The 26,918-nt window shown below is 71.5% G+C and carries 25 protein-coding genes; 15 read left to right on the forward strand and 10 right to left on the reverse strand.

What is annotated here, in order from left to right:
• Positions 1 to 137 precede the first annotated feature (137 nt).
• On the forward strand, positions 138 to 1,067 hold the full coding sequence (locus ACFP1Z_RS08105; RefSeq protein WP_390315234.1) for an oxidoreductase: 930 nt from the start codon (positions 138 to 140) through the stop codon (positions 1,065 to 1,067).
• A 28-nt stretch (positions 1,068 to 1,095) separates the two neighbouring features.
• Here the strand turns inward: ACFP1Z_RS08105 and ACFP1Z_RS08110 are convergent, their stop codons facing one another.
• Positions 1,096 to 1,683: a hypothetical protein gene (locus ACFP1Z_RS08110; RefSeq protein WP_390315235.1), complete on the reverse strand. Its 588-nt coding sequence runs from the start codon at positions 1,681 to 1,683 to the stop codon at positions 1,096 to 1,098.
• A gap of 259 nt (positions 1,684 to 1,942) precedes the next feature.
• On the opposite strand from ACFP1Z_RS08110, the gene ACFP1Z_RS08115 reads away from it, so the two are divergent.
• The gene (locus tag ACFP1Z_RS08115) at positions 1,943 to 3,808 is read left to right on the forward strand and encodes an APC family permease (protein WP_390315236.1); all 1,866 of its coding nucleotides are present in this window, start codon (positions 1,943 to 1,945) and stop codon (positions 3,806 to 3,808) included.
• A 109-nt stretch (positions 3,809 to 3,917) separates the two neighbouring features.
• Here ACFP1Z_RS08115 and ACFP1Z_RS08120 read toward each other — a convergent pair whose 3' ends face one another.
• The 3 genes from ACFP1Z_RS08120 to dusB form a co-directional block, all read right to left on the reverse strand.
• Positions 3,918 to 4,934: an ArsR/SmtB family transcription factor gene (locus ACFP1Z_RS08120; RefSeq protein ID WP_390315237.1), complete on the reverse strand. Its 1,017-nt coding sequence runs from the start codon at positions 4,932 to 4,934 to the stop codon at positions 3,918 to 3,920.
• A 387-nt stretch (positions 4,935 to 5,321) separates the two neighbouring features.
• On the reverse strand, positions 5,322 to 8,066 hold the full coding sequence (ppdK, locus tag ACFP1Z_RS08125; protein WP_390315238.1) for a pyruvate, phosphate dikinase: 2,745 nt from the start codon (positions 8,064 to 8,066) through the stop codon (positions 5,322 to 5,324).
• Positions 8,067 to 8,455: 389 nt separating this feature from the next.
• The gene (dusB, locus tag ACFP1Z_RS08130; protein WP_390315239.1) at positions 8,456 to 9,703 is read right to left on the reverse strand and encodes a tRNA dihydrouridine synthase DusB; all 1,248 of its coding nucleotides are present in this window, start codon (positions 9,701 to 9,703) and stop codon (positions 8,456 to 8,458) included.
• Between the two features lie 84 nt (positions 9,704 to 9,787).
• Between dusB and ACFP1Z_RS08135 the strand changes: the two genes are divergently transcribed.
• Together ACFP1Z_RS08135 and ACFP1Z_RS08140 are read left to right on the forward strand one after the other, a co-directional pair.
• Positions 9,788 to 11,212, forward strand: a complete 1,425-nt coding sequence (locus ACFP1Z_RS08135; protein ID WP_390315240.1) for an MFS transporter — start codon at positions 9,788 to 9,790, stop codon at positions 11,210 to 11,212.
• The gene (locus ACFP1Z_RS08140; protein WP_390315241.1) at positions 11,209 to 11,745 is read left to right on the forward strand and encodes a MarR family winged helix-turn-helix transcriptional regulator; all 537 of its coding nucleotides are present in this window, start codon (positions 11,209 to 11,211) and stop codon (positions 11,743 to 11,745) included. Before ACFP1Z_RS08135 ends, ACFP1Z_RS08140 begins: the two co-directional genes overlap by 4 nt.
• A gap of 15 nt (positions 11,746 to 11,760) precedes the next feature.
• Here ACFP1Z_RS08140 and ACFP1Z_RS08145 read toward each other — a convergent pair whose 3' ends face one another.
• A complete protein-coding gene (locus ACFP1Z_RS08145; protein WP_390315242.1) occupies positions 11,761 to 12,684 on the reverse strand; it encodes a helix-turn-helix transcriptional regulator in 924 nt (307 codons plus the stop codon).
• A gap of 258 nt (positions 12,685 to 12,942) precedes the next feature.
• Between ACFP1Z_RS08145 and ACFP1Z_RS08150 the strand changes: the two genes are divergently transcribed.
• The 4 genes from ACFP1Z_RS08150 to ACFP1Z_RS08165 all read left to right on the forward strand — a co-directional run bounded on the left by ACFP1Z_RS08150 (position 12,943) and on the right by ACFP1Z_RS08165 (position 16,931).
• Entirely contained in the window at positions 12,943 to 14,268 is a 1,326-nt protein-coding gene (locus ACFP1Z_RS08150; RefSeq protein ID WP_390315526.1) for an MFS transporter, read from the forward strand.
• A 197-nt stretch (positions 14,269 to 14,465) separates the two neighbouring features.
• Positions 14,466 to 15,473 (forward strand): aldo/keto reductase, encoded by a 1,008-nt coding sequence (locus ACFP1Z_RS08155; RefSeq protein WP_390315243.1) that lies wholly within the window; start codon positions 14,466 to 14,468, stop codon positions 15,471 to 15,473.
• Positions 15,474 to 15,633: 160 nt separating this feature from the next.
• Positions 15,634 to 16,215: a TetR/AcrR family transcriptional regulator gene (locus ACFP1Z_RS08160; RefSeq protein WP_390315244.1), complete on the forward strand. Its 582-nt coding sequence runs from the start codon at positions 15,634 to 15,636 to the stop codon at positions 16,213 to 16,215.
• A gap of 104 nt (positions 16,216 to 16,319) precedes the next feature.
• Entirely contained in the window at positions 16,320 to 16,931 is a 612-nt protein-coding gene (locus ACFP1Z_RS08165) for a Uma2 family endonuclease (protein ID WP_390315245.1), read from the forward strand.
• An 87-nt stretch (positions 16,932 to 17,018) separates the two neighbouring features.
• Here ACFP1Z_RS08165 and ACFP1Z_RS08170 read toward each other — a convergent pair whose 3' ends face one another.
• Complete coding sequence (locus ACFP1Z_RS08170) at positions 17,019 to 18,401, reverse strand: glycine--tRNA ligase (RefSeq protein WP_390315246.1); 1,383 nt, start codon at positions 18,399 to 18,401, stop codon at positions 17,019 to 17,021.
• A 209-nt stretch (positions 18,402 to 18,610) separates the two neighbouring features.
• On the opposite strand from ACFP1Z_RS08170, the gene ACFP1Z_RS08175 reads away from it, so the two are divergent.
• The 4 genes from ACFP1Z_RS08175 (at position 18,611) to ACFP1Z_RS08190 (ending at position 21,894) form a co-directional block, all read left to right on the forward strand.
• Complete coding sequence (locus ACFP1Z_RS08175) at positions 18,611 to 19,609, forward strand: metal ABC transporter substrate-binding protein (protein WP_390315247.1); 999 nt, start codon at positions 18,611 to 18,613, stop codon at positions 19,607 to 19,609.
• On the forward strand, positions 19,606 to 20,442 hold the full coding sequence (locus ACFP1Z_RS08180) for a metal ABC transporter ATP-binding protein (RefSeq protein WP_390315248.1): 837 nt from the start codon (positions 19,606 to 19,608) through the stop codon (positions 20,440 to 20,442). Before ACFP1Z_RS08175 ends, ACFP1Z_RS08180 begins: the two co-directional genes overlap by 4 nt.
• The gene (locus tag ACFP1Z_RS08185) at positions 20,442 to 21,359 is read left to right on the forward strand and encodes a metal ABC transporter permease (protein WP_390315249.1); all 918 of its coding nucleotides are present in this window, start codon (positions 20,442 to 20,444) and stop codon (positions 21,357 to 21,359) included. The genes ACFP1Z_RS08180 and ACFP1Z_RS08185 overlap by 1 nt, the downstream gene beginning before the upstream one ends.
• 124 nt (positions 21,360 to 21,483) lie before the next feature.
• Positions 21,484 to 21,894, forward strand: coding sequence for a Fur family transcriptional regulator (locus tag ACFP1Z_RS08190; protein ID WP_390315250.1), 411 nt, complete (start codon positions 21,484 to 21,486; stop codon positions 21,892 to 21,894).
• Positions 21,895 to 21,980: 86 nt separating this feature from the next.
• Here the strand turns inward: ACFP1Z_RS08190 and ACFP1Z_RS08195 are convergent, their stop codons facing one another.
• On the reverse strand, positions 21,981 to 22,697 hold the full coding sequence (locus tag ACFP1Z_RS08195) for a Uma2 family endonuclease (RefSeq protein ID WP_390315251.1): 717 nt from the start codon (positions 22,695 to 22,697) through the stop codon (positions 21,981 to 21,983).
• 43 nt (positions 22,698 to 22,740) lie between these two features.
• Entirely contained in the window at positions 22,741 to 23,172 is a 432-nt protein-coding gene (locus ACFP1Z_RS08200; protein WP_390315252.1) for a DUF2000 family protein, read from the reverse strand.
• A gap of 50 nt (positions 23,173 to 23,222) precedes the next feature.
• Here ACFP1Z_RS08200 and ACFP1Z_RS08205 point away from each other — a divergent pair, with 50 nt between their 5' ends.
• The 3 genes from ACFP1Z_RS08205 (at position 23,223) to ACFP1Z_RS08215 (ending at position 25,323) form a co-directional block, all read left to right on the forward strand.
• A complete protein-coding gene (locus ACFP1Z_RS08205) occupies positions 23,223 to 24,041 on the forward strand; it encodes a helix-turn-helix transcriptional regulator (RefSeq protein WP_390315253.1) in 819 nt (272 codons plus the stop codon).
• 354 nt (positions 24,042 to 24,395) lie between these two features.
• The gene (locus tag ACFP1Z_RS08210; RefSeq protein ID WP_390315254.1) at positions 24,396 to 24,842 is read left to right on the forward strand and encodes a hypothetical protein; all 447 of its coding nucleotides are present in this window, start codon (positions 24,396 to 24,398) and stop codon (positions 24,840 to 24,842) included.
• A gap of 121 nt (positions 24,843 to 24,963) precedes the next feature.
• A complete protein-coding gene (locus ACFP1Z_RS08215) occupies positions 24,964 to 25,323 on the forward strand; it encodes a zinc ribbon domain-containing protein YjdM (RefSeq protein ID WP_390315255.1) in 360 nt (119 codons plus the stop codon).
• A 17-nt stretch (positions 25,324 to 25,340) separates the two neighbouring features.
• Here ACFP1Z_RS08215 and ACFP1Z_RS08220 read toward each other — a convergent pair whose 3' ends face one another.
• Positions 25,341 to 25,904, reverse strand: coding sequence for a Uma2 family endonuclease (locus ACFP1Z_RS08220; RefSeq protein ID WP_390315256.1), 564 nt, complete (start codon positions 25,902 to 25,904; stop codon positions 25,341 to 25,343).
• A 134-nt stretch (positions 25,905 to 26,038) separates the two neighbouring features.
• On the reverse strand, positions 26,039 to 26,866 hold the full coding sequence (locus tag ACFP1Z_RS08225; protein ID WP_390315257.1) for an isoprenyl transferase: 828 nt from the start codon (positions 26,864 to 26,866) through the stop codon (positions 26,039 to 26,041).
• Between the last annotated feature and the right edge of the window lie 52 nt (positions 26,867 to 26,918).

The raw sequence follows: 26,918 nt of genomic DNA on the forward strand, positions 1-26,918 counted from the left end.
GGCCGGGCGGCGCGTTCACGCCCGGCGCCGTGGCCCGCGCCCGTGGGCGCCCCGGGGAGCGCTGCCTCTCGCACGCGCCGCCGGTCCCCTACGCTGTGGGCACACCAAGGAGCTTGCAGACCCGAAGGAGAGCCGACGTGAACGGCTGGACCGCGAGCGACATCCCCGACCAGAGCGGCCGCACCGCCGTGGTGACCGGCGCCAACAGCGGCATCGGCTATGTGACCGCCCGGGAGCTGGCCCGGCGCGGGGCCAGGGTGGTGCTGGCCTGCCGGGACGCGACGCGCGGCAAGGCGGCCGAGGAGCGGCTGCGGGCCCAGGCGCCGGGCGCGGACGTGGTGTTCGCGCCGCTGGACCTGGCGGATCTGTCCTCCGTGCGCGCCTTCGCGGCCGAACTCCCCGGCGACCGGCTGGATCTGCTGGTCAACAACGCGGGGGTGATGGCGCTGCCGCAGCGCAAGACGGTCGACGGCTTCGAGATGCAGTTCGGCACCAATCACCTGGGGCACTTCGCGCTCACCGGGCTGCTGCTGCCGCGGCTGCACGAGGCCGGGCACGGGGCGCGCGTGGTCACCGTCTCCAGCGGGCTGCACTATCTGGGCACGGTCGACCCGCGCGACCTCAACATGGAGCACCGCTACCGGCGTTGGACCGCCTACGGCCGCTCCAAGAGCGCGAACCTGCTGTTCACCCACGAGCTGGCGCGCCGGCTGACGGCGGCGGGCTCCCCCGTCGTCGCGGCCGCCGCGCACCCCGGCTACGCGGCCACGAACCTGCAGACGGCCGGGCCGCGCATGGAGGAGCGGGCCTGGGCGGAGCGGCTGGCGGAGCTCAGCAACCGCTTCGCCGCGCAGAGCCCGGAGCACGGGGCGCTGCCCTCGCTGTACGCGGCGACGGCGCCGGGCGTGCGGCAGGACGACTTCTACGGGCCCCGGTTCGCGCTGTGGCGGGGCCGGCCCACGCTCTCGCCGCGGGCCGGCTGGACGCGTGACGACACGGCGAGCGCGGGCCTGTGGCAGGCGTCGGAGCGGCTGACGGGCGTCGCCTACAGCTGGCCGTCGGCCTGAACGTCCCTGCCTTGACGGCGGGTTGAGGTCAGTCGAGCCCGGAGGACTCCAGCAGCCTGCGGGCTCCCTCGTCGTCGACGCGCCGCGCGAGGGCGGCCAGCGGGGCCGCGCCCTCCCGCAGCAGTCCGGACGCGCGTGCCCGGCGGACGCCGGTGTCCAGCAGGTGCCACAGCAGCGGGTTGGCGACCAGCACTTCGGGGTCGAGTTCGACGCGGTTGCCGCCGGCGTCGCCGAGCACCAGGCGCGGGGTGATGCCGTCGGAGCGGCGCACCCGGGTGAGCAGGTCGGTGTGGACGCGCCGTTCGCGCAGCAGGCCGCGGGCGGCGAGCCAGCCGTCCCCGGCCGTGATGCGCTGCGGGCACAGGATCGCGGCGAGCAGCACGCCGAGCGATCCCCAGCAGCAGCCGCGCGGCCAGTCGAGGCTGCCGCGCGCGAGGTCGACGGCGAAGAGCAGGCCGGCCAGCCCCGTACCGCACAGCCAGGCGGAGCGGGCCTCGTGCGCCCAGCCCCGGTCGTGGGCGAGGACGGCCCGCCGTGCCCCCCGGGGCCGCCACGTGGGGATCCGGTGTGTCTCGCGTGCGCCTGCCCGCGGCCGTAAGGGCTGTCGCCGTCCCATGGTCGTGACGCTAGGGCGGACTCCGGCCGGTGGGAGGGGTCTTGACGAGGCGCTGATGGCGCGGCGGTCAAATCTGACGCTTTACTGACGGCGCGCTCGCCCCGCGCGCCCCTGTGTGCCTACCGCGCGCCCCTCGGCGTCAAGAACACGTGAAGATCCCGCCAAGAGGCGCCAAGAGCACGCCAAGGCCCGGCGAAGCCGCCGAGGGGCAGCCGCACGCTGGGCGTTCCACTGCACAGAGGTACGACAGGAGATGTCCATGCTGGCCAGGACGGATGCACAGGCCGCCGGGACGGACGAGGAACCACCCGGCGCGCGACGCCCCGCCGACGGCGAACGGCACCGGCTCACCGCCACCCAGGGCCTCGCCGCCCTGTCCCTCGACGCGATGGCATCGGTGGCCTACGGGCCCGAGTCGATCGTCCTGGTCCTCGCGGCGGCGGGCGCGCACGGCCTCGGTTTCACCCTCCCGGTCACGCTCGCGATCGCCGCGCTGCTGGCCGTCCTCGTCGCCTCCTACCGGCAGGTCATCGCGGCCTTCCCGGACGGCGGCGGCTCGTACGCGGTGGCCAAGCGCCACCTGGGCCGGCGCACCGCGCTGGTGACGGCCGCCTCGCTGGTCCTGGACTACGTGCTGAACGTGGCCGTGTCCGTCACCGCCGGCGTCGCCGCGCTCACCTCCGCCTTCCCCTCCCTCTACGAGGACCGGCTGTGGCTGTGCCTGGGGGTGCTGGCCCTGGTCACGGGCGTGAACCTGCGCGGCATCGTGGAGTCGGCGAAGGCGTTCATGCTGCCGACGGCGGTCTTCGTCGGTTCGATCCTCGCGATGGTGGCCGTCGGCCTGTTCCGTGACGCCCCGGCGAGTACGGAGGCGGCCGCCGGGCACGCGTCCGTCCTCGCCGGCAACGCGACCTCGGTCGGCGCGCTGCTGCTGCTCAAGGCGTTCGCCTCCGGCTGTTCGGCCCTCACCGGCGTCGAGGCCGTCGCCAACGCCGTGCCCTCCTTCCGCGCCCCGGCCGCCCGGCGCGCACAGCGCACGGAGGTCGCGCTCGGCGCGCTGCTGGGCGTCATGCTGATCGGCCTGTCGGTGCTCATCGGCCGCTTCCATCTGCAGCCGGTCGAGGGCGTCACCGTCCTCGCGCAGCTCGCGGACGCCTCCCTGGGCCACAACTGGGCCTTCTACGTCGTGCAGTTCGCGACCGTCGTACTGCTGGCGCTCGCCGCGAACACGTCCTTCGGCGGACTGCCGGTCCTCATGGCCCTGCTGGCCCGCGACAACTACCTGCCGCACGTCTTCGCGCTCAAGGCCGACCGCCAGGTGCACCGGCACGGGGTGCTCGCGCTCGCCGCGGTCTCCGCGCTGCTGCTGGTCTTCTCCGGCGGCGACGTCAACACGCTGGTGCCGCTGTTCGCGATCGGGGTGTTCGTCGGCTTCACGATCTGCCAGGTCGGCATGGTGCGGCACTGGCGGCTGGAGCGCTCGCCCGGCTGGACGGGCAAGGCCGTCCTCAACGGCTTCGGAGCGGTCCTCACCGGCGTCTCCGCCGTCGTCGTCACGGCCACCAAGTTCGCCGAGGGCGCCTGGCTGATCGTGCTCGCACTGCCGGTGCTGGTGCTGGCCTTCGAGTCCGTGCACCGCGCGTACGAGCGGATCGGCCGGCACCTGGAACTGGGCCGCGTCCCGGAGGCGCCGCGCCGCTGCCACTCGGTGGTCGTCGTACCCGTCTCCTCGCTGTCCCGGCTCACCAGCAAGGCGCTGACGGCCGCGGTGTCGCTCGGCGACGAGGTGGTCGCGGTGACCGTGGCCCAGCCCGACACGGACGGGCAGCGGGCGGCGGAGTCGCTGCGCCGCGACTGGGAGCTGTGGAACCCGGGCGTCGAGCTCGTCGAACTGCCCGCACCCAACCGGGCGTTGGGCCGCCCCATCGTCCGCTACGTCCGCGAACTGGCCGACCGGCACCCCGACAACCGGGTCACCGTACTGATCCCCGAGGTGGAGCCCGCCCACGTGTGGCAGCGGCTGCTGCAGAACCAGCGGGGGGCGGTTGTGGCGCATGCGGTGCGGCGGGACACGGATGCGGTGATCTGCCGGTTGCGGTTCCGCTTGGGGGAAGTGCCGAACTGAGGGCGGGTGCGGGCCGGGTGGTGCCTGCGGCGCTTTCCCCTACCCGCCCCTTCCCGGAACTGGGGCTCCGCCCCAGACCCCGGTCCTCAAACGCCGGACGGGCTGGATCTCACATCGACGCCGTTGTAGACCGCTCCGGCACCTGCGGCGCACGCCGCACCGTGGCACCCCCACGCAACAGCGCCGCCCCCAGCGGCGTCAACGTGTGCATGACGGCGCTGCCGTGCCGCAGCGTCAGGACGAGACCCGCCTCGCGCAGCACACCCGCGTGCTGGCTCGCGGAGGCCGCCGACACCCCGACCCGCCGGGCGAGTTCGCTCGTGGTGCAGCCGCCGCCGATCGAGCCGAGGACGGCCGAGCGGGTGTGGCCGACGAGTTTGCCCAGGGAGCGGGGCGGGGCGGCGACGGCGGGGGCGGCTTCCGAGGCGTGCCGGGCGGGGTAGACGAGCACGGGGGTGAGGTCGGGGTCCGCGTAGGTGACGGGGGTGCGCCGGCAGAAGAACGAGGGGATGAGCAGCAGCCCCCGCCCGTCGAGGTGGACATCGCGGTCCACGGGGTAGTCCGCCTCCAGCACCGGTGCCCGCCAGCGCATCATCGGCGGCAGTGAGGACAGCAGCGCGTCGGCGCCGCCGTCGAGCAGGGCCCGGCCGCGCACCGCGCGGTCCGCCTCGATCTGCGCCTGTATGTGCGGCCAGTACGGCGCGATGGCCGCCTCGTGGTAGCTGGCGAGGGCGCCCGTCAGCCGTGCCACGGCCCGGTCGTCGCCCTCGGCCATGGATCGTATCCAAGCCGGGAGCGTACGCACCGTGGGGAGCCGGCCCAGCTCGCGGTGCACCCGGTCGCCGGGGGTCTCGCGCAGGGCCTGCAGGCCCGCGTCCAGGCCGAGTCCCGCTTCGGGCGGTGTCAGGAAGTCGGGAAAATAGCCGCGCGGCGGAACGAGCGGCGCCAGAAGCCGAGTTTCACCATTCAACCGGCCCCGGGTTTCGGCACGCCAATCACCGAAGATCGACTCGCCTTGTTTGTCCCGAAGTCGGTGCAGGCTCAATACGGTTTCCCAGAGTGCGTCCGGGTCTCCGGCCAGCCGCAACCGGGCCAGATCGAGTCCCGTGAAATGGACGCGTAGCACCAAACCCCCACATGAGACATCCGCAGCCACCCCCCGCTCACTGAGTATGCACACCGATACGAGCTGTTACCACGTCCTTTTGGCCACAGTTGAAAGGACTCGCGGCGAACGGGGGCCCTGCGAAATGCTATTCACGCACTCGGGGCCGCACCCGCTCGTTCCCGTGGGGGGTGGCGAGCGAAAAAAGCGGCCGCTGAGTATGCGAGTTGCCGCCCGAGCCGATGCGGGCGGCAACAACTCCCGGTGGGGGAGTAATGAGGGGCGGCGCTCCCGCACGGGCGCCGCCCCTTCGCCATGCCTTCCGCCCCCGGCGGGGCGGGGCGGGGTGACCACGGGGTACGGCCCGCGTTACGCGGGGGTTACCGTGCCGCGGCCACCCCTTCAGGGTCAGCGGCTGTCGCTCCCCGCGCCCCGCGCGGCGGCGCGGCCGGCCTCCAGGCGCGCCACCGGCACCCGGAACGGCGAGCAGGAGACGTAGTCCAGTCCCGCCTCGTGGAAGAAGTGGACCGACTCCGGGTCGCCGCCGTGCTCCCCGCACACCCCGAGCTTGAGGTCCGGGCGGGTGGCCCGGCCGGCCTCGACGGCGGAGCGGACGAGCGAGCCGACGCCGTCCTTGTCGATCGTCTCGAAGGGGCTGACGCCGAAGATGCCCTTCTCCAGGTAGGCGGTGAAGAAGCTGGCCTCGACGTCGTCGCGCGAGAAGCCCCACACGGTCTGGGTCAGGTCGTTGGTGCCGAAGGAGAAGAACTCGGCGGCCTCGGCGATCTGACCGGCGGTCAGCGCGGCGCGCGGCAGCTCGATCATCGTGCCGAGGGCGAGGCCCAGTGCGGTGCCGGTCGCGGCCTCGACGCCGGCGACGACGCGCTCGGCCTCCTCACGGACGATCTCCAGCTCCTGGACGGTGCCCACGAGCGGGATCATGATCTCGGCGCGCGGGTCTCCCCCGCCGGCCCGCCGTTCGGCGGCGGCCTCGGCGATGGCCCGTACCTGCATGGCAAACAGACCGGGGATCACCAGGCCGAGCCGGACACCGCGCAGGCCGAGCATCGGGTTCTGCTCGTGCAGCTTGTGGACGGCCTGAAGCAGCCGCAGGTCGTTCTCGTGCGGCTCGTGGCGGGCCTCGGCGAGGGCGACGCGCACCGACAGGTCGGTGATGTCGGGCAGGAACTCGTGCAGCGGCGGGTCGAGGAGCCGGACGGTGACGGGCAGCCCGTCCATGGCCTCGAACAGCTCCACGAAGTCGGCCTTCTGCAGCGGCAGCAGGGCGCCGAGGGCCTCTTCCCGCTCGGCGTCGGTGTCGGCCAGGATGAGCCGCTCGACGAGCTCGCGGCGCTCGCCGAGGAACATGTGCTCGGTGCGGCACAGGCCGATGCCCTGGGCGCCGAACCGGCGGGCGCGGGCGGCGTCCTCGGCGTTGTCGGCGTTGGCGCGCACCCACAGCCGGCGGGTGCTGTCCGCGTACGTCATGACCCGGTGCACGGCCCGGACCAGTTCGTCCGCGCCCGCGGCCGCGGGGTCCGTACGGCCCTCGAAGTACTCGACGACCGGGGACGGCACGACGGGCACCTCACCGAGGTAGACCTTGCCGGTGGAGCCGTCGATGGAGATCAGGTCGCCTTCCTCGACGACGGTGCCGTCGGCGGCGGTCATGTGCCGCTGCTTGGTGTCGACCTGGAGTTCCTCGGCGCCGCACACGCAGGTCTTGCCCATGCCGCGGGCGACGACGGCGGCGTGCGAGGTCTTGCCGCCGCGCGAGGTGAGGATGCCCTCGGCGGCGATCATCCCGTTGAGGTCGTCGGGGTTGGTCTCGCGGCGGACGAGGATGACCTTCTCGCCGGAGCGGGACCACTTGACGGCGGTGTAGGAGTCGAAGACGGCCTTGCCGACGGCCGCGCCCGGCGAGGCGGCGATGCCCCGGCCCAGCAGTTCCGTCTTCGCGTGCTCGTCGAAGCGCGGGAACATCAGCTGCGCGAGCTGCGCGCCCGTCACCCGCTGCAGGGCCTCGGCCTCGTCGATGAGCCCCTGGTCGACGAGCTGGGTGGCGATGCGGAAGGCCGCGGCGGCGGTGCGCTTGCCGACCCGGGTCTGCAGCATCCACAGCTTGCCGCGCTCGATGGTGAACTCGATGTCGCACAGGTCGCGGTAGTGCGTCTCCAGCGTCTCCATGATGCGCAGCAGCTCGTCGTAGGAGCTCTTGTCGATGCGCTCCAGTTCGGCGAGCGGCACGGTGTTGCGGATGCCGGCCACGACGTCCTCGCCCTGCGCGTTCTGCAGGTAGTCGCCGTAGACGCCCTGCTGGCCGCTGGCAGGGTCGCGGGTGAAGGCGACGCCGGTGCCACCCCCCAAAGAGCCTGCAGCCGGGCCGAGGTTGCCGAACACCATCGAGCAGATGTTGACGGCCGTGCCGAGGTCGCCGGGGATGCGCTCCTGGCGGCGGTAGAGCTTGGCGCGCTCGCCGTTCCAGGAGTCGAAGACGGCCCTTATGGCGAGGTCCATCTGCTCGCGCGCGTCCTGCGGGAAGTCCCGGCCGGTCTCCTTGGCGACGATCGTCTTGAACTCGGCGACGAGTTCCTTGAGTTCCCCGGCGCCGAGGTCGACGTCGCTCGCCGCTCCCCTGGCGCGCTTGGCCTCCTCCAGTGCCTCCTCGAAGAGGTCGCCGTCCACGCCCAGCACGGTCTTGCCGAACATCTGGATGAGGCGGCGGTAGGAGTCCCAGGCGAAGCGCTCGTCACCGGCCTGTGCCGCGAGCCCGGCGACGGAGGCGTCGGAGAGGCCGATGTTGAGGACGGTGTCCATCATCCCGGGCATGGAGAACTTCGCGCCCGAGCGGACGGAGACGAGCAGCGGGTCGTCGGCCTGTCCGAGCCGCTTGCCCATCCGCTCCTCCAGCGCCGCGAGATGGGCGCTGACCTCCTCGCGCATCTGTGCCGGCTCGTTGCCGCTGGCGAGGTAGACCTTGCATGCCTCGGTGGTGATGGTGAAGCCGGGCGGGACGGGCAGGCCGAGGTTGGTCATCTCGGCGAGGTTGGCTCCCTTCCCGCCGAGCAGGTCCTTGAGGTCCTTGTTTCCCTCGGTGAAGTCGTAGACGAACTTCGGGGACTCGGTCTTGCTGGACTCGCGCTGTTCCGGCACGGGACTCGACTCCTCACTGGGGTCCCCCCGTACACAGGTGAGGGGAGGGCTGCTCAAACGGTTGACGGCGGGGAGCGTACCCAGATCGAAGGCAGATCGGGAGGTCCACTGACCCGTCGCACGGGCTCAACCACCCATCTGCCAGCAGATCGAAAGTCGCTCCCGCAAGAGCGGTGAGCACGGCCGCCGTTCGACAGGTGAAGCCAGGATGACAAAAAGCAGCCGCACGATCACGCAGCGCCGACTTCCGATCGGTCGCGCTTCGGAAAATGAACGCAAGAAGGGTGGCACCCAGTGCCACCCTTCCGAAAAGTGCACCCCGTCAGGGCTCGCTCATCTGAGCGAACCCTTGATCAGGCGTGGCGAGAATCACCCCGCCCCCGGCCGTGTCAGCCCCCGGAGGTGTCAAGTTCGGCGTCCGCGCTCACGGCCGCGCAGTCGTTCGGGTCGTCGAGCCAGCCGTCGGGCAGGACCACCCGGTCACGGCCGGAGGTACGCCCGCGCGGGCCGTCCGCACCGGCCGGCCAGGGCTGGTCGAGGTCCAACGCGCCCAGCAGCGCGTCGAGTTCGTTCAGGGACGAGGCGATCGCGAGCTTCTTGCGCATGTCGGAGCCGACCGAGAAGCCCTTGGTGTACCAGGCGACGTGCTTGCGGAAGTCGATGACACCCCGCTCCTCGCTCTCCAGCCACCGGCCCAGCAGCTCCGCGTGGCGCAGCATGACCTGGGCGACCTCCTTGAGCGTGGGCGCGGCCGGGGCGGCCGTACGTCCCTCGGCGGCGCCCTCGAAGGCGGTGACCAGGTCATGGAAGAGCCAGGGCCGGCCCAGGCAGCCGCGGCCGACCACGACGCCGTCGCAGCCGGTCGCGCGGACCATGCGCACGGCGTCCTCGGCCGACCAGATGTCGCCGTTCCCGAGCACGGGGATCTCGGGCACGGCCTCCTTCAGCCGCGCTATCGCCTCCCAGTCGGCGGTGCCGCCGTAGTGCTGGGCGGCGGTGCGGCCGTGCAGGGCGATGGCGGTGATCCCCTCCTCGACGGCGATCCGCCCGGCGTCGAGGTAGGTGAGGTGGTCGTCGTCGATGCCCTTGCGCATCTTCATCGTCACGGGCAGGCCGCCGGCGCCCGCGACGGCCTCGCGCAGGATCGAGCGCAGCAGGTTGCGCTTGTAGGGCAGGGCCGAACCGCCGCCCTTGCGGGTCACCTTGGGCACCGGGCAGCCGAAGTTGAGGTCGATGTGGTCGGCGAGGTCCTCGTCCGCGATCATGCGGGCGGCCCTGCCGACGGTGACCGGGTCGACGCCGTAGAGCTGGATCGAGCGCGGCTTCTCGGTGCCGTCGAAGTGGACGAGCCGCATGGTCTTGGCGTCCCGCTCGACCAGCGCGCGCGTCGTGATCATCTCGCTGACGAAGAGGCCCTTGCTGGCGCGGGCGTCCCCTTGCGTTTCCGTCCCTCCCTGCGCGAACTCCCGGCACAGCGTGCGGAACGGCGCGTTGGTGATCCCCGCCATGGGGGCGAGCACCACCGGCGGCCACACCGTGTGCGGGCCGATGTCCAGCGGCTTCAGGGCGGTGGTCCGGGAGGCGAGGGGGGCAGCCGTGGCGGGCGGCGCGGGCTGCGAGCCGGCGTCATGGGTCATGCGTCCATTCTCCCGTACCCCCGGACCCCGATTGGTTGTACTCTTGTAATGATTACAGGAATACAACCATCGGAGGCGGATCGCGTGCCCGAGCTCTCCAGACGCCGGCGCCTGCTCGTCCTGGCCATCTGCTGCACGAGCCTGCTGATCGTCAGCCTGGACAACACGATCCTCAATGTGGCGCTGCCCTCGATCCGCCGGGATCTCGGTGCCTCCGTCTCCGGTCTGCAGTGGACCGTCGACGCCTACACGCTCGTCCTCGCCTCGCTGCTGATGCTCGCCGGCTCGACCGCCGACCGAGTCGGCCGCCGCCGCACCTTCCAGGCCGGCCTCGTACTGTTCACCGCGGGCTCGGCGCTGTGCAGCCTGGCCCCCGGGCTGGGCTGGCTGGTCGCCTTCCGCATGGTGCAGGCGGTCGGCGGCTCGATGCTCAACCCCGTCGCCATGTCGATCATCACCAACACCTTCACCGATCCGCGCGAGCGCGCCCGCGCGATAGGCGTCTGGGGCAGCGTCGTGGGCATCTCCATGGCCGCGGGCCCGCTCGTGGGCGGCGTGCTCGTCGAGTCGGTGGGCTGGCGCTCGATCTTCTGGATCAATCTGCCGGTGGGGCTGCTCGCGCTGGCCATGACCGCCCGGTACGTCCCGGAGTCCCGCGCCCCGCGCCCGCGCCGCGTGGACCCCCTCGGCCAGCTGCTGGTGATCACGCTGCTCGGCCCGGTCACCTACGGGATCATCGAGGGCGCCGCCGAGGGCTGGACCTCACCGCTGATCCTGGGCTGCTTCGCGCTCGCGCTCGCCTCGCTGGTGACGCTGGTGCGCTACGAGGGGCGGCGCGCCGAACCCCTCGTCGAACCGGGGCTGTTCCACAGCGCCCCGTTCAGCGGGGCGACCGTCACGGCGGTGTGCGCGTTCGCCGCGCTCGGCGGGTTCCTCTTCCTCAACACCCTCCACCTCCAGGAAGAGCGCGGCCTCTCCGCGCTGCGGGCCGGGCTGTTCACGCTGCCGATGGCCGCGATGTGCCTGGTCTTCGCGCCGGTGTCCGGGCGACTGGTCGGCCGGTACGGGCCGCGGCCGCCGCTGGTGCTGGCCGGGGTCGCGACGACGGCCAGCGGGCTGCTGTTCGCGGCGCTGGACGCGTACTCCTCGACGCCGCTGCTGATGACCGCGTACGTCCTCTTCGGCATCGGCTTCGGGCTGGTGAACGTGCCGATCACCAATACCGCCGTCTCCGGCATGCCGCGCTCGCGGGCCGGGGTCGCCGCCGCCGTGGCCTCGACCAGCCGCCAGGTCGGCTCCTCCCTGGGTGTCGCGGTGATCGGCGCGACGGTCGCGGCGGGACTGCGGCTCACGGGCTGGTGGATCGTCGTCGGGTGCGGGGCCGTGATCCTGGCCCTGGGTACGATCACCACCGGCCGCTGGGCCGCCGCGACCGCGCGGCGGGCGGCGGCACGCCTGGCGGACACGACGCCGGTGAGTCCGGCGAGCGAGGACGTGAGGACCCCATGAGCACGCACGAGCCGTCTTCCCCGCACGAGCCGTCCTCCCCGAACGGGCACGGCGCGGCCGCCGCCGAGCGGTCGGCGGCGGCGCAGCGCGTCTGGATACGGCTGCGGGAGCTGGTCCTGGGCGGCAACGAGCGCCGCAAGGAGGTCGTGGAGGCCCTCGGGATGAGCTTCTTCCGGATCAAGGCGCTGCGCCGGATCGCCGCGGGACCGCTGACCCTGCGGGAGCTCGCGGACCAGCTGACGACGGACCGCCCGTACACCACACTCGTGGTCGACGACCTGGCCGGGCGCGGCCTCGTCGAGCGCACGGCCAACCCGGCCGACCGCCGCTCCAAGATCGTCTCGGTGACGGAGGCCGGGCGGGCGGCGGCCGCGCGGGCCGATGCGATCCTGGGGACGCCGCCGGCGCCGCTGCTCGCGCTGCCGGCGGAGGACCTGGCGGAACTGGACCGTATCCTCGGGCGGTTGACGGACTCCCCCGCGGACGGCGGGCGTTCGGGGCGTACGGACCCCGAGGCGCTCCCCTCCGTCTGACGGCGGACCCGCGCCTCAGCCCTTCGCCCCCACCAGCTCCGCCAGCCGGAGCAGCCCCGCCCGCGACTCCTCGTCGGCCGGCGTGAACGTCAGCAGCCGCGCACCGGGGTGGGGGCCCGTCCACAGGCTGGTGTAGTCGAGGCGCAGCGGCCCGACCCACCGCTGGTAGTACACCCGTGTGCGGTGCGAGTCGAGGCCGTCGACCTCGTGCCGCTCCCAGAGCCGGCGGAACTCCGGGGAGGCGTCGAGCAGCCGCTTGAGGAGGCACTTCCAGGCGGGCTCGGCGATGTGCTCGGCCATCGAGGCGCGGAACTTCGCGGCCATGGCGGCGACGACCTCGTTCTGTCCGGCGATGGCGGCACGCCACTCGGGGTGGGTGAAGGACAGCCACATGCAGTTGCGGTCCTCCGGCGGCAGCGCGTCCAGGTCGCACATGAGCTGCCCGTAGACGCGGTTGTGGGCGAGGACGTCGTAGCGGGCGTTCTGCACGCAGGCGGGGAAGGGCTCCAACTGCTCCAGCATGCGCAGCAGTCCGGACGAGACGCCGGTGCACTCGGTGCCGGGCAGCGGGTCGGTGACACCGGCCAGCGCGAAGAGGTGGCTGCGCTCGGTGCGGTCGAGCATCAGGGCGCGGGCTATGGAGTCGAGGACCTGCGCGGAGACCCTGATGTCGCGGGCCTGCTCCAGCCACGTGTACCAGGTGACGCCCACGGCGGCGAGGTGGGCGACCTCCTCGCGGCGCAGTCCGGGGGTGCGCCGCCGGGGCCCGCGCGGCAGCCCGGCCTGTTCCGGGGAGATGCGCTCGCGGCGGCTGCGCAGGAAGGCGGCGAGCTCGGCGCGGCGGATGCCGTCGGCCGCCCGGGGGGCCGGGACGGCGGGCCGGGACGCGGGGGTCGGGGCGGCCTGGGCCGTCGGTTTCTCCGTCACCATCGTGGTCATGTCCTCCAGGGTGGGGGAACCGGCAGCCGGTTGCCAGGTAGTGCCGGTACCAGGATAGGAAGACTCTGGTACCCGGCTGCGCGGGTCCGCATCCTCTTGTCCGTGAGCGATTCCCGAACCCTGAGTCCAGGCCGTCCCCTTGAGTCCGCCGAGCCCACCAACTCCGCCGGGCCCGCCCGTGCCACCGCTCCCCCGGCCCTCCCCGCCGCCCTGACCCCGGCGGGCCTGGTCACCGTGCTGCTGGGCGCGGCGCTGCCGATGCTGGACTTCTTCATCGTCAATGTCGCCCTGCCCACGATCGACCAGGATCTGCACGCGGGCCCGGCCCTGCTGGAGATGGTGGTCGGCGGTTACGGCGTCGCGTACGCGGTGCTGCTCGTGCTCGGCGGGCGGCTGGGCGACATGGCGGGCCGCAGAAGGCTGTTCCTGTGGGGGCTGGTCGCGTTCGGGCTGACCTCGCTGGCCTGCGGTCTGGCGCCGGACGCGTGGACGCTGGTCGCGGCCCGCGTCGCGCAGGGCGCGGCGTCGGCGCTGCTGATGCCGCAGGTGCTGGCGACGATCCAGGCGACGACGAGCGGTGGCGCCCGTACCCGGGCGATGAGCGCGTACAGCGGTACGGCCGGGGTCGCGAGCGCGGTCGGCCAGGTGCTGGGCGGGGTGCTGGTGTCGGTGGACCTGTGGGGCACCGGCTGGCGGTCGATCTTCCTGGTGAACGTGCCGGCCACGGTGCTCGCCCTGTTCGCGGCGGTGCGCTGGATCCCGGAGTCGCGCTCGGAGCACCCGACGCGGGTGGACGGGCGCGGTACCGCGCTGCTGTCGCTGACGCTGGTCTCGCTGCTGCTGCCGCTGACGGAGGGCCGGGCGGCGGGCTGGCCGGTGTGGTCGTGGGTGCTGCTGGCCGTCTTCCCGTTCGCGGCGGTGGCGTTCGCGGTGGTGGAGCGGCGCGAGGAGCGGGCGGGGCGCACTCCCCTGGTGCCGCCGTCGCTGCTGCGGATCGGCTCGGTGCGCGGCGGGCTGACCATGCTGGTGCCGTTCAGCCTGGGCTGGGGCGGGTTCATGTTCGTCATCGCGGTGGCGCTGCAGGACGGGCTGCGGCTGGGTCCGATGGAGGCGGGCCTGGCGCTGGTGCCGCTGTGCGTGGCGTTCTTCGCCGGTTCGGCGTCGGGGCCGCGGCTGGCGGCGCGGTTCGGGCGGCGTGTGGTGATGGCCGGGGTGCTGCTGCAGGCGGCCGGGCTGCTGGCGGCGTTCGCGACGTTCCGCTTCGGCTGGGACGGGCTCGACGCCCTGGGGCTCGCGCCGGCGCTGGCGGTGCTGGGGCTGGGCCAGGGGCTGCTGCTCCCGCCGACGCTGCGGTCGGTCCTCAGTGAGGTGCCGGTGGCGCAGGCGGGGGTCGGCGGCGGGGTCATGGTCACCACGCAGCAGTCGTTCATGGCGCTGGGCGTGGCGACGCTGGGCTCGCTGTTCGTCTCGCTGGCCCCGGGGCTGGGGATGCGGAACGCGCTGACGGTGACGCTGGCGGTGCAGCTGGTGGCGGTGGCGGTGACCTTCGCGCTGAGCTTCCGGCTGCCGCGCAGGATGGCCTGAAATCGCCCCTGGGGGTCCCTGGCGCGGACTTCGGGACACACGGAGGACGCACATGGAATGACAGATATTGAAATCTGTCATTCCATGTGCCACTCTTCTGGTGCGCCCCCGGAAAGCCCCCGCCGACTTCGTCGGCTTCGTCGGCATCGTCCGAGAAGGTGCGCTCCCCCGAACCGTCCGCCACTCAAGGAGTCCTCGTGCAGCACCGCACCCTCGGCACCACCGGCCCCCGGGTCTCCGCGCTCGGCCTCGGCTGCATGGGCATGTCCGCCCTGTACGGCGACGCCGACCGCGCCGAGTCCATCGCCACGATCCACGCCGCTCTCGACGCGGGCATCACCCTGCTCGACACCGGCGACTTCTACGGCATGGGCCACAACGAGCTGCTCATCAACGAAGCCCTGCGCACGGCCCCCGCGGCCGCCCGCGAACAGGCCCTCACCAGCGTGAAGTTCGGCGCCCTGCGCACCGTCGAGGGCGGCTTCACCGGCTACGACGGCCGCCCGAACGCCGTGAAGAACTTCGCGGCCTACTCGCTCCAGCGCCTGGGCACCGACCACATCGACATCTACCGCATCGCCCGTATCGACCCGGACGTGCCCGTCGAGGAGACGATCGGCGCCATCGCCGAACTCGTCCAGGCCGGCCACGTCAAGCACATCGGTCTGTCCGAGGTGAACGCGGAGACCGTCCGCCGGGCCGCCGCCGTCGCCCCGATCGCCGACCTCCAGATCGAGTACTCGCTGCTCTCGCGCGGCATCGAGCAGGACATCCTGCCGGCCTGCCGCGAACTGGGCATCGGCGTCACCGCCTACGGCGTCCTCTCGCGCGGCCTGATCAGCGGCCACTGGAGCCGCGACCGCAAGCTCGCCGCGAACGACTTCCGCGGCATGAGCCCGCGCTTCAGCGGCGAGAACCTGCGGCACAACCTCGACCTGGTGGACGCGCTGCGCGCGGTCGCCGAGGCCAAGGGCGCCGGCGTCGCGCAGACCGCGATCGCCTGGGTCCTCTCGCGCGGCGAGGACATCGTGCCGCTGGTCGGCGCCCGCCGCCGCGACCGCCTCACCGAGGCGCTGGGCGCGCTGGACGTGAAGCTGGAGGAGGCCGACCTGGCCGCCATCGAGCGGGCCGTCCCGGCGGGCGCCGCCGCCGGCGAGCGCTACCCGGCCGAGCAGATGGCGCACCTGGACAGCGAGCAGGGCTGACCCCGGTCCCCTACGGGCTCCCCTCCGGGGCGGGCCGGCGACGGCGCCCGGCTCGCCCCCGCTTCCCGGCGCCGGGTACGGTCCGTACGGGCCGTACGCACCCGCCCGTACGGACCGTACGCCCGCCACCGCCCGCACCCGGAAGGACCGCCGCGCTCCGATGCCGCCCGAGACCCTGACCCCCGAACGCATCCTCGAAGCGACCGAGGAGGTGCTGCGCCGCTACGGCCCGGCCAAGGCCACCGTGGTCGACGTGGCCCGCACGCTGGGCGTCAGCCACGGCAGCGTCTACCGTCACTTCGGCAGCAAGGCGGCCCTGCGCGAGGCCGTCACCGAGCGCTGGCTCGACCAGGCCCACGCCGAACTCTCCGCCGTCGCGGGCGCGCAGGGCCCGGCGGCCCCCCGTCTGCGCGACTGGCTCGCCGCCCTCTTCGCCTCCAAGCGCCGCAAGGCGGGCGACGATCCGGAGCTCTTCGCGACCTACATGGTCCTCGTCGGCGAGAACAGCGGCACCGTCGACCGCCACATCGCCACCATGATCGGCCAGTTGGCCGGGATCGTCGAATCCGGCGTGCGGCAGGGCGAGTTCAGAGAGCTCGACCCGGCCACGACCGCCCGCGCCGTCTGGGACGCGACCGGCCGCTTCCACGATCCGGCGTACGCCGCGGAGTGGTCGCGGCCGGAGATCGATGCCGCCTTCGAGGCGGTGTGCGAGCTGGTGCTGCGGAGTTTGCGCGCGTAGGGCGCCGGAGGCGGGGGCGCGTAAACGCGCCGGAGGCGGGGGCGCTGTCAGTGGCGGCCGCTACGGTGTGTGGTGTCGTGCTCACCGAGGCAAGGAGGCGCATCATGGCAGTCATGGTCGAGACACCGCCGCCGCAATCGATAGACCGTTCCCCGGAGCCCCGAGGGGGGTTCGACGAGCTGTGCCGGATTCTTGAACAGATCGATGCAGGTCTCCCTGACGGGTATCGCACGGAGATCATCGGGGGGAAGGTCGTCGTGTCGCCGTGGTCCAGGGGCAAGTACCTACCCATCATGCGCAGCTTCACCAAGCAGGTCGGCCCCCATGTGCCGGAAGGCCACGCGATCGACACCTCACCGTGCCTCTTCGCCTTCCCTGTACGGGAGAAGGCCTACGGCCCCGATATCCACGTCTCTGACGAAGTTCTCGTAGACGTCGACAACTTCAAACTGCCCGGTGAAGCGCTCTCTCTCGTCGCGGAGTTGACCTCTCCGTCCACCGCCCACACCGATCACACCGAAAAGCTGGAGGTCTACGGCAAAGCCGGGGTTCCGGTCTACGTACTGGTCGACATGCTGCAAGCACAGGTCACCGTGTTCTCCGACCCGTCGCCCGACCTCGGCTACCGGACCCTCACCCACATCAAGTTCGGCGACAGAGTGCGCATCCCCGCACCGTTCGACTGCGAACTGGACACGGCAGGCTGGGAAGCCTGACGCACAGGCCGAGGGCCCCGGCCCGCCCCACAAGGCGGAACCGGGGCCCTCGGCCCGTCAAAGAGGCACCGGCAGCGCCGGCCGGCGTCAGCAGCCGATGAGCCGCGCCGCCAGGTAGCCCTCGATCTGGTCGAGGGACACCCGCTCCTGCTTCATCGTGTCGCGCTCGCGCACCGTCACCGCGTTGTCGTCGAGCGTGTCGAAGTCGACCGTGACGCAGAACGGCGTGCCGATCTCGTCCTGGCGGCGGTAGCGGCGGCCGATGGCGCCGGCGTCGTCGAACTCGATGTTCCAGTTCTTGCGCAGGGCGGCCGCGAGGCCCTTGGCCTTCGGGGAGAGCTGCGGGTTGCGGGACAGCGGCAGGACGGCGACCTTGACCGGGGCCAGGCGCGGGTCGAGACGCATGACGACGCGCTTCTCCATGACGCCCTTGGCGTTGGGGGCCTCGTCCTCGGTGTAGGCGTCGAGCATGAAGGCGAGCATGGCGCGGTTGAGGCCGGCCGCCGGCTCGATGACGTAGGGGAACCAGCGCTCGCCGGCCTCCTGGTCGAAGAAGCTCAGGTCCTGGCCGGAGGCCTGGGCGTGCGCCTTGAGGTCGTAGTCCGTGCGGTTGGCGATGCCTTCCAGCTCGGAGTACTCGGTGCCGCCGAAGTTGAAGCGGTACTCGATGTCGACGGTGCGCTTGGAGTAGTGGGAGAGCTTCTCAGCGGCGTGCTCGTACCACCGCATGTTCTCCTCGCGCATGCCGAGGTCGGTGTACCAGCCCCAGCGCTGCTCCATCCAGTACTCGTGCCACTGCTCGTCCTCGCCCGGCTTGACGAAGAACTCCATCTCCATCTGCTCGAACTCGCGGGTGCGGAAGATGAAGTTGCCCGGCGTGATCTCGTTGCGGAAGGACTTGCCGGTCTGGGCGATGCCGAACGGCGGCTTCTTGCGCGAAGTCTGCTGGACCTGGGCGAAGTTGGTGAAGATGCCCTGCGCGGTCTCGGGGCGCAGGTAGGTCACCGAGCCGGTGTCCTGGGTGGGGCCGAGGTGGGTGGACAGCAGGCCGGAGAACTGCTTGGGCTCGGTGAAGCCGCCCTTGTTGCCGCAGTGCGGGCAGTTGACGTCGGCGAGGCCGTTCTCGGGGAGCTTGCCGTGCTTGGCCTCGTACGCCTCCTCCAGGTGGTCGGCGCGGAAGCGCTTGTGGCAGGAGGTGCACTCGGTGAGCGGGTCGGTGAAGGTGGCGACGTGGCCGGACGCCTCCCAGACCTCACGGGCCAGGATCACGGACGAGTCGATGCCGACCACGTCGTCGCGCGAGGTGACCACGGAGCGCCACCACTGGCGCTTGATGTTCTCCTTGAGCTCGACGCCGAGCGGTCCGTAGTCCCAGGCGGCACGCTGACCGCCGTAGATCTCACTGCACGGATAGACGAAGCCACGGCGCTTGCTCAGGCTGACGATGGTGTCGATCTTGTCGGCGGCCACGGTGCTCTCTTCATTGCGACGACGAACAGCGAATGCTTCAGGTTACCGGCGTCGGCACCCCCCTAATCAAATCGGTCCCCGCCGTGGCCTGACCTGCGCCCCTGTCGGTGGCCGGACCTTTTCCCCCGTGCCCTGCGCGGACCCCCCGTTCGGGGGAGCAGCGGCCCCCTTGTTGACAATCGTTTCCAGTTTTGTTGAAAATGACTGTCATGAACATCAGCCGTCCCCCCGCCCTGCGCACCGCGTTCAAGATCCGTCGAATATCCAGCGCCGTCGTCGCCGCGGTCGCCGCGACCGGCCTGGTCACGCTCTCGGCGTGCTCCTCCTCCGGCTCGGCGGAGAAGGCGAAGGACGGCAGACTCGATGTGATCGCGTCGTTCTACCCCATGGAGTTCCTGGCCAAGGAGATCGGCGGCGAGCACGTCAGCGTCACCGGCCTGACCAAGCCGGGTGCCGAACCGCACGACCTGGAGCTCACACCCCAGCAGACCGCCTCCCTCGGCAAGGCCGGCGCGATCGTCTACCTCAAGGGCCTGCAGCCCGCCGTGGACGCCGCCGTCAAGCAGTCCGGCAACAAGCACATCGCCGACACCGCCTCCTTCACCACCCAGGAGGAGCACGGCACCGAGGTCGACGGCCACGCCCACACCACCGGCGACAACCACTCGCACTCCGAGTCCGAGGGCGGCAAGGACCCGCACATCTGGCTCGACCCCGTGAAGTACGCCGAGGCCGCCAAGGGCGTCTCCAAGACCCTCGCCGAGGCCGACCCCACGCACAAGGCGGACTACGAGAAGAACACCGACGTCCTGCTGAAGCGGCTGGACGAGCTGAACAAGAAGTTCGCGGACGGCCTGAAGAACCGCACCTCCGACACCTTCATCACCACGCACGCCGCCTTCGGCTACCTCGCCGAGCGCTACGGGCTGACCGAGGAGGCCATCAGCGGCCTCGACCCCGAGGCCGAGCCGAGCGCCGCCCGTATCAAGGAGCTGCACAAGCTCGCCGAGGACCACCACGTCAGCACGGTCTTCTTCGAGACGATCGCCAACCCGGCCACGGCCAAGACCCTGGCGGGCGACCTGAAGCTCAGGACGGACGTCCTCGACCCCCTCGAAGGCATCACCGACAAGTCCAAGGGCCGCGACTACTTCGAGGTGATGGAAGCCAACCTCACCGCCCTGCAGAAGGCGCTCGGCACCAAGTGACCACCACTTCCCGCACCACCGCTCCCCCGCAGGAGGCGACCGTGACCACGGCGACGACCACGAACACCAAGGAGCCGGTCATAGCCCTGCGGGGGGCGAGCGCCGCGCTCGGCTCCCGGCCGGTGCTGCGCGGCGTCGACCTGACCGTGCGGCGCGGCGAGGTCGTCGCGCTGCTCGGCGCGAACGGCTCCGGCAAGTCCACGGCCGTACGCTCGATCGTGGGACAGGTCCCGCTGTCGAGCGGCGAGTTGGAGCTGTTCGGCACCCCGTTCCGGCGCTTCCGGCAGTGGGCGCGCGTGGGGTACGTACCGCAGCGCACCACCGCCGCCGGCGGGGTGCCCGCGACCGTGCGCGAGGTCGTCTCCGCCGGGCGGCTGGCCCGTACGCGCCTGGGCCCGCTGCGCCGCGCCGACAAGGAGGCCGTGGTCCGGGCCCTGGAGCTGGTCGGCATGGCCGACCGCCTGGGGGATCCTGTGGACGCGCTCTCCGGCGGCCAGCACCAGCGCGTCCTCATCGCGCGCGCCCTCGCCGGCGAACCCGAACTGCTGATCATGGACGAGCCGATGGCGGGCGTCGACCTCGCGAGCCAGGAGGTCCTCGCGCAGGCACTGCGCGCACAGGTCGCCCGGGGCGCGACCGTCCTGCTCGTCCTGCACGAACTCGGCCCGCTGGAGCCGCTGATCGACCGCGCGGTCGTCCTGCGCGACGGCTGCGTCGTCCACGACGGCCCGCCCCCGGAGGCCGTCGGCCAGCATGCCCTCCCGGGCCACGACCATGTCCACCCGCACGCCGGCCCGGCGGCGGAACCGATCCGGACGGGGCTGCTCTCCTGATGGAAATCCTCGACATCGCCTTCATGCAGCGGGCGTTGCTCGCCGCCCTCGTCGTCGGCGTGACCGCCCCCGCGATCGGCGTCTACCTCGTCCAGCGCCGCCAGGCCCTCATGGGCGACGGCATCGGACACGTCGCCCTCACCGGCGTGGGCCTGGGCTTCCTGCTCAACGCGAGCCCGCTGTGGGTGGCCACCGGCGTGTGCGTCGCGGGCGCGGTGATCATGGAGCTGATCCGCTGGTACGGGAGGACACGCGGCGACATCGCGCTGTCCCTGCTGTTCTACGGCGGCATGGCGGGCGGCGTGATGCTCACCAGCCTCTCCGGCGGCTCCAACGCCAACCTGATGTCCTACCTCTTCGGTTCGATCACCACGGTCTCCGACGAGGACGTCGTCGCGATCTGCGCCCTGGCCGCCGTCGTGCTCGCGATCACCCTCGGGCTGCGCCGCCAGTTGTTCGCGGTCTGCCAGGACGAGGAGTTCGCACGCGTCACCGGGCTGCCGGTACGGCTGCTGAACCTGCTCGTCGCGATCACCGCCGCCGTCACCGTCACCGTCGCCATGCGCGTCGTGGGCCTGCTGCTCGTCAGCGCGCTCATGGTCATCCCCGTCGCCGCCGCCCAGCAGATCACCCGCAGCTTCGCGACGACCTTCGCGGCGGCCCTGGGCCTCGGCGTCCTGGTCACCGTCTTCGGCACGACCGGCTCGTACTACCTGGACGTACCGCCCGGCGCCACGATCGTGCTGCTCGCCATCGGTGTCTTCGTCCTGCTCACCGCGCTCGCCGCACCGCTCGCGAAGAAACGCGCCCGCCGTGCGCGAGCCACCGCCGGGGAAGGCTGCACCCTCCCCGTACCGGGCGCCCGCGCGGCCGCCAAGGGGGCGGACGATGTGGAGGTCCGCGCTCCGGCCCACTGACCCCCGCACCACCCCCAGGGACCGAGCTCACGGCTTAGGGTTGCCACACCTGACCGCACGGGCTGGCACAATTGGCCACGCGACATGTGCGGATGGGCGTTCACGCGAGCATGAGGAGGCAACTGTGGCGACCGCGGGTCCCCCGGTACGCGGCCGGTCCACCAAACAGCGGGCCGCCGTCGCGGCGGCGCTGGACGAGGTGGACGAGTTCCGTAGCGCGCAAGAGCTCCACGACATGCTCCGGCACCGCGGCGCGTCCGTCGGGCTCACCACCGTCTACCGCACCCTGCAGTCCCTCGCCGACGCCGGCGAGGTCGACGTCCTGCGCACCAGCGAGGGCGAGGCCGTCTACCGCCGCTGCTCCCAGGGCCACCACCATCACCTCGTCTGCCGCGTCTGCGGCAAGGCCGTCGAGGTCGAGGGCCCGGCCGTGGAGAAGTGGGCCGAGGCGATCGCCTCCGAGCACGGCTTCGTGGACGTGGCCCACACGGTGGAGGTCTTCGGGACGTGCGGGGAGTGCGCGGCGAAGAGCTGACGCTTGTTGCTGCGAGGTTCGGGGAGCCCCCGGTGGCGTTTCACGGCGCTGCCGGGGGCTTTCTCCGCAGGTGCTCCTCGGTACGGTCAGTACGGCCGGAAGACGCCCGTGTCGAGCGCGAAGCCGAAGGGTTCCGGAATGTGCACGGTCTCCCCGAAGGCAGCGTCCTCGCGCAGCCGGTAGCGGCCGTTCTCCGGCTCGTTGAAGAGGGTCACGACTTTCTGCCGCGCGTCGACGATGAGATACAGCGGGATACCCATCAGCGGGTAGTCGCGAAGCTTGCCGACCCAGTCGTTCTCGGGATTCGACGGGGAGACGATCTCCACAGCGATCAGCGCGAGTTCGGCCGGGACGCTGCTTTCCGTGGTGGCCATGGCCTCTTCGGGCAGATAGGTGAGATCCGGGTTGCGGACCTTGGCCGTCTGCGGGGATTCGAGGTCCGTGTTGCCGGAATCGATGTAGCCGGGCGGGACGTGCGCATCGAACTGCTGGCGGACCTTGCTGAGGTTGAGCTGGTGCATGGCTGACGGCGATGCCTGCATGACAATGATGTCGCCCGACAGCTCGGTCTTGAAGCCTTCGGGCAGGGCACGGCGGGCTGCTTCGAGCAGTTCGAAGTGACGCGGGTCCACGGGTGGCGATCCTTCCTGAGCTCGGGCGACGTCGCGCCGACGCTCGCTGCCGGCAGCCTCAATGATATGGCCGGGCACCCGAGGCACAGAGCACACCGCCTCCCGGGGCCAGGCTCGCTCCATCGGCGAGGTGCCGAAGTCCGCGGCATGCGGGGCGAGTTGCGTGATCACCTCGGGCACACCCTGACCCGACCCGACGGCCTGTCGGGTCGCATCAGGGATGCATCCTGGCACCCTTGAGCACCTTGTCCACGCCGTTGCGCGGCCCGTACAGGGCGATGCCGACCAGGTCGAGCCGGCCCTTGCCGACCGCGCGCACCGCGGCGCGGTTGTCGCGGTCGTTGTTGGTCGTGAACAGGTCCGAGGTGAAGACCGACAGAGGGATGCCGCGGCCCAGGGCGCGGCTGTGCGCTGTCGTCAGGAGTTCCTTCGAGCCCTCGAAGACCAGCACGGGCTGCCGGAACATCGACAGGTACTCGGTGCCGTCGGCGTCCCCGTAGGGCTCGCCGATCACCTCGGGGAGCGCGGTGCCGATGCCGCTGACCAGGAAGGCCGTGACGTTCAGGCGCTGCCAGGTGTGCAGGTCGTCACGGAGCAGGACGGCGATCTTGGTGTCGAAGCGGACGGGCGCGTTCTCGGTTTCCATGCACCGGATTGTGACCTGGTACAACGACCCGGGTCTTGTACGATCTTTGCATGGTTGCCCGCCCCGACCTCACGGCGTGGCGGCCGGCCGTGGCCGGGGTCGCCGAGGTCCTCCACGCCCACTTCACCGACCACGTCTACCCCATGCACGCGCACGGCACATGGACCCTCCTGATCGTCGACGACGGCATGGTCCGTTACGACCTGGACCGCCACGAGCACGGCGCGCTGAGCGACCTGGTCACCCTCCTCCCGCCGCACGTGCCGCACAACGGCTGCCCGGTGACACCCCGCGGATTCCGTAAACGGGTCCTGTACCTGGACGCGGACGTGCTGGGCGAGGAGCACATCGGCCGGGCCGTGGACGGGCCCGCCCTGGACGACCCGCTGTTACGGCGGCGCATCCACCAACTGCACACGGTCCTCGCCGAACGCGGGGAGGACCTGGAGGCCGAGTCCCGCCTCTCCCTCATCTGCGAGCGCCTCCTCGGCCACCTGGGCCGCCGCGTCCCCCCGCCCCCGTCCCGCCCCGACCGCAGCGGCCTGGCCCGCCGGCTGCGCGACCTCCTCGACGAGCGCGTCCTCGAAGGTCTCACGCTCCAGGAGGCGGCGGGCCTGCTGCACGCCCACCCCACGCACCTCGTCCGGGCGTTCAGCCGCGAGTTCGGGATCGCACCCCACCAGTATCTGACGGCCTGCCGCGTGGACCGGGCACGCCGTCTTCTGCTGGAAGGACAGCCCGCCCACGCGGTGGCCGCCGGCACGGGCTTCTGCGACCAGTCGCACCTGGCACGGAACTTCAAACGGATCGTGGGTGCCGGACCGGGCTGGTACGCCCGCGCGGTGCGCGAACCGGCCTCGCGGAGCTGAACTCGGCGGCCTTCCAGCCCTGTTGCCGAAGTACGCGGGATGCGGGGCGAGTTGCGTGTGTACGTTCACGGCGAGAACACCGGACACGCAGACGGCCCCCGACAGGACTGGCATCCCGGTCGAGGGCCTGGTCATCAAGGAAGAGTGGCTTCCCCATGACTGGGCCCGAGCCTACCGCCCAGGCCCCCGCCACTCCACCTCATCGGCGGGCTCGCACCCCTGACCGAACGGTCCGAGCCGTAGTGGACTTGGCGACAACTCGCCCTAGGCCGGGCGCGGACCATCGGCGAACGTGATGGGCGCGCCCTGACATGCCGTCAGTGGTGGAACGAACCGCGAGAGAGGAAGTGGCACATGCCTCCGATCCCGGTACGTCCTGGCATCTACAAGATCCACGCCCACATCATCGGCCCGACCTCCCTGGTGACGGCGACCGAGCACGCCGTGCAGTACGGCGCCCCCGTCATCACCGACCGCCTCAACCCGCTCCCGATCGAGCAGGAATGGGCCATCGACCCCGTCGAGCCCGTACCCGGCTCCCCGTACGTGATCCACCTGGCGCATCACGAAGCGGCGGGGCTCGTGGTCCACGAGGACAAGCTGTGGGTCAACGCCGTCCCGCGCCCGGAGTGGGCGAAGTTCACGTTCGAGCGGGTCATCGGCGGCGTCAAGATTCTCTCCGAGAAGGGCCTGGCCCTCCGGGCCGGCCACCGCGGCGCCCAGCTCGAACTGGTCCCGCCGAAGCCGGAGTTCCAGGAGACCTGGACCCTGGAGTTCATTGCTCCGCACACGGAGGAGTAGCCGCACGGGCGCGCGGGGCGGCCGGGAACGCGTCCCGGCCGCCCCGCGAACAGCGGTAGGGTCCCGTACGCGGGCACGGCTCGGCGGGGCGGGGCCCCGCTTCGTGAAATACACTTTCTTCGTGAGTGAGACATTTCCCCCCTGCCCCGAGTGCTCCAGCACCTACACCTACGAGATGGGCGCCCTGCTCGTGTGCCCCGAGTGCGGGCACGAATGGACGCCCGAGAACGCTGCCGCCGACGCGGCGGGCGCCGCTGAGGAAGGGGTCGTCCGTGACTCCGTCGGCAACGTGCTCTCCGACGGTGACACCGTCACCGTGGTCAAGACCCTGAAGGTCAAGGGCCACCCGACCGGCATCAAGGCCGGTACCAAGGTACGCAACATCCGCCTGGTGAGCGGGGTGGCGGGGCACGACATCGACTGCAAGATCGAGGGCTTCGGCGCGATGCAGCTGAAGTCGAGCGTGGTCAAGAAGGCCTGATCAAGCAGCCCGCAGGGCTACCTGCGGCCGACCAGAACCGCCGGATCGAATTCGACCGGGAACGGCTGCTCGATCCGGGCCACGGCGCCCGCAAGGCGGGGCGGCTCGTCCACGTACGAGCCGTTCCGCAGCCGACCGGTCAGCACCCGTGGAGCGGGCTCCAGCTCCACTCGCCAGTAGTGCGGAATGCCGGCCGCCGCGTAGAGCGACGGCTTGAGCTTGCGGTCAGCGATCCGGGTCGACGGCGAGGCGATCTCGACCACCATGAGGACGTCGTGTGCGTTGATGGTCACCCTGTCGGGGTCGGCAGCCTCGTCGACAACGGCCAGGTCGGGGATGAGCAGCCCGTCCGGGACGATGACGTTGATCCCCTCAAGCACCTCGACCGGGGCATCGGCAGCCTCGGCCGCCCGCTCCAGCAGCACGTGCAACCGGTATGACGCCCGCTGGTGGGGCTGCCCCGGCGCGGGACTCATCATCAGTGCTCCCCCTACAAGCTCGACCCGCTGGCTCGTGTCCTCCGGCAACGCCAGAACATCGTCCAACGTCCACGGCCCGCTGTGCTGATGCGCGACGCTCACGAGTCCCTCACCTCCTCCGGGCAAACACCAGTGTGCCAGGGAAACGGTCTCCACGGCCTTCCGCCGTCAACCTCGATACAGCGTTTCACCCCAACCGGCCCGCCGCCCTCCGCACCGTCCACCCGGAAGCCGTCTCAGCCCCTGCTCTCCGCCCCCCGCACCTCATTCGGAACCGCCCCGCCGAACCGCCGGTCCCGCTGCGCGTACTCCAGGCAGGCCGCCCACAGGTCGCGGCGGTCGAAGTCCGGCCACAGGACGTCCTGGAAGACCATTTCGGCGTAAGCGCTCTGCCAGATCAGGTAGTTGGAGGTGCGCTGCTCGCCGGAGGGGCGCAGGAAGAGGTCCACGTCCGGCATGTCGGGGAAGTAGATGTACTTCGCGAAGGTCTTCTCGTTGACCTTCGACGGGTCGAGCCTGCCCGCCGCGACATCGCGGGCGATGGCCTGCGCGGCGTCCGCGATCTCCGCCCTGCCGCCGTAGTTCATGCAGAAGTACAGGGTCATCGCGTCATTGCCCTTGGTCTGCTCCTGGGCGACCTGGAGTTCCTGGGCGACGGACTTCCAGAGTTTCGGCATGCGGCCCACCCAGCGGATGCGGATGCCGAGTTCGTCCATCTCGTCGCGGCGGCGGCGGATGACGTCGCGGTTGAAGTTCATCAGGAAGCGGACCTCGTCGGGCGAGCGCTTCCAGTTCTCGGTGGAGAAGGCGTACAGGGAGAGGTTCTTGACGCCCAGCTCCAGACAGCCCTTGAGGACGTCGAGGACGACGCCCTCGCCGACCTTGTGGCCCTCCGTGCGGGGCAGGCCGCGCTCCTTCGCCCAGCGGCCGTTGCCGTCCATGACGATCGCGACGTGCTCGGGCACCAGCTCGCCCGGAATCTTCGGCGGGCGGGCGCCGGAGGGGTGCGGGTCGGGTGCGCGGTACTCGCGTCGGGAACGGCCCAGAATGCCGCGTCGTGCCATGGCTGCCACTTCTCCTCGGTCCCTGCTCAGTTACGGCGTCGGTCGGTTACGG

This window comes from Streptomyces gamaensis (assembly GCF_042656465.1).
GTDB lineage: Bacteria > Actinomycetota > Actinomycetes > Streptomycetales > Streptomycetaceae > Streptomyces > Streptomyces gamaensis.

Excerpts from the sequence above, each read along its gene's own strand:
- ACFP1Z_RS08145 (WP_390315242.1), bottom strand. The coding sequence starts at position 12,684 with ATGACCACGATGGTGACGGAGAAACCGACGGCCCAGGCCGCCCCGACC.
- ACFP1Z_RS08115 (WP_390315236.1), top strand. The coding sequence starts at position 1,943 with ATGCTGGCCAGGACGGATGCACAGGCCGCCGGGACGGACGAGGAACCA.
- ACFP1Z_RS08165 (WP_390315245.1), top strand. The coding sequence starts at position 16,320 with ATGGCAGTCATGGTCGAGACACCGCCGCCGCAATCGATAGACCGTTCC.
- ACFP1Z_RS08210 (WP_390315254.1), top strand. The coding sequence starts at position 24,396 with ATGCCTCCGATCCCGGTACGTCCTGGCATCTACAAGATCCACGCCCAC.
- ACFP1Z_RS08140 (WP_390315241.1), top strand. The coding sequence starts at position 11,209 with ATGAGCACGCACGAGCCGTCTTCCCCGCACGAGCCGTCCTCCCCGAAC.
- ACFP1Z_RS08150 (WP_390315526.1), top strand. The coding sequence starts at position 12,943 with ATGCTGGACTTCTTCATCGTCAATGTCGCCCTGCCCACGATCGACCAG.
- ACFP1Z_RS08160 (WP_390315244.1), top strand. The coding sequence starts at position 15,634 with ATGCCGCCCGAGACCCTGACCCCCGAACGCATCCTCGAAGCGACCGAG.
- ACFP1Z_RS08175 (WP_390315247.1), top strand. The coding sequence starts at position 18,611 with ATGAACATCAGCCGTCCCCCCGCCCTGCGCACCGCGTTCAAGATCCGT.
- ACFP1Z_RS08185 (WP_390315249.1), top strand. The coding sequence starts at position 20,442 with ATGGAAATCCTCGACATCGCCTTCATGCAGCGGGCGTTGCTCGCCGCC.
- ACFP1Z_RS08200 (WP_390315252.1), bottom strand. The coding sequence starts at position 23,172 with ATGGAAACCGAGAACGCGCCCGTCCGCTTCGACACCAAGATCGCCGTC.
- ACFP1Z_RS08225 (WP_390315257.1), bottom strand. The coding sequence starts at position 26,866 with ATGGCACGACGCGGCATTCTGGGCCGTTCCCGACGCGAGTACCGCGCA.
- ACFP1Z_RS08110 (WP_390315235.1), bottom strand. The coding sequence starts at position 1,683 with ATGGGACGGCGACAGCCCTTACGGCCGCGGGCAGGCGCACGCGAGACA.
- dusB (WP_390315239.1), bottom strand. The coding sequence starts at position 9,703 with ATGACCCATGACGCCGGCTCGCAGCCCGCGCCGCCCGCCACGGCTGCC.
- ACFP1Z_RS08205 (WP_390315253.1), top strand. The coding sequence starts at position 23,223 with ATGGTTGCCCGCCCCGACCTCACGGCGTGGCGGCCGGCCGTGGCCGGG.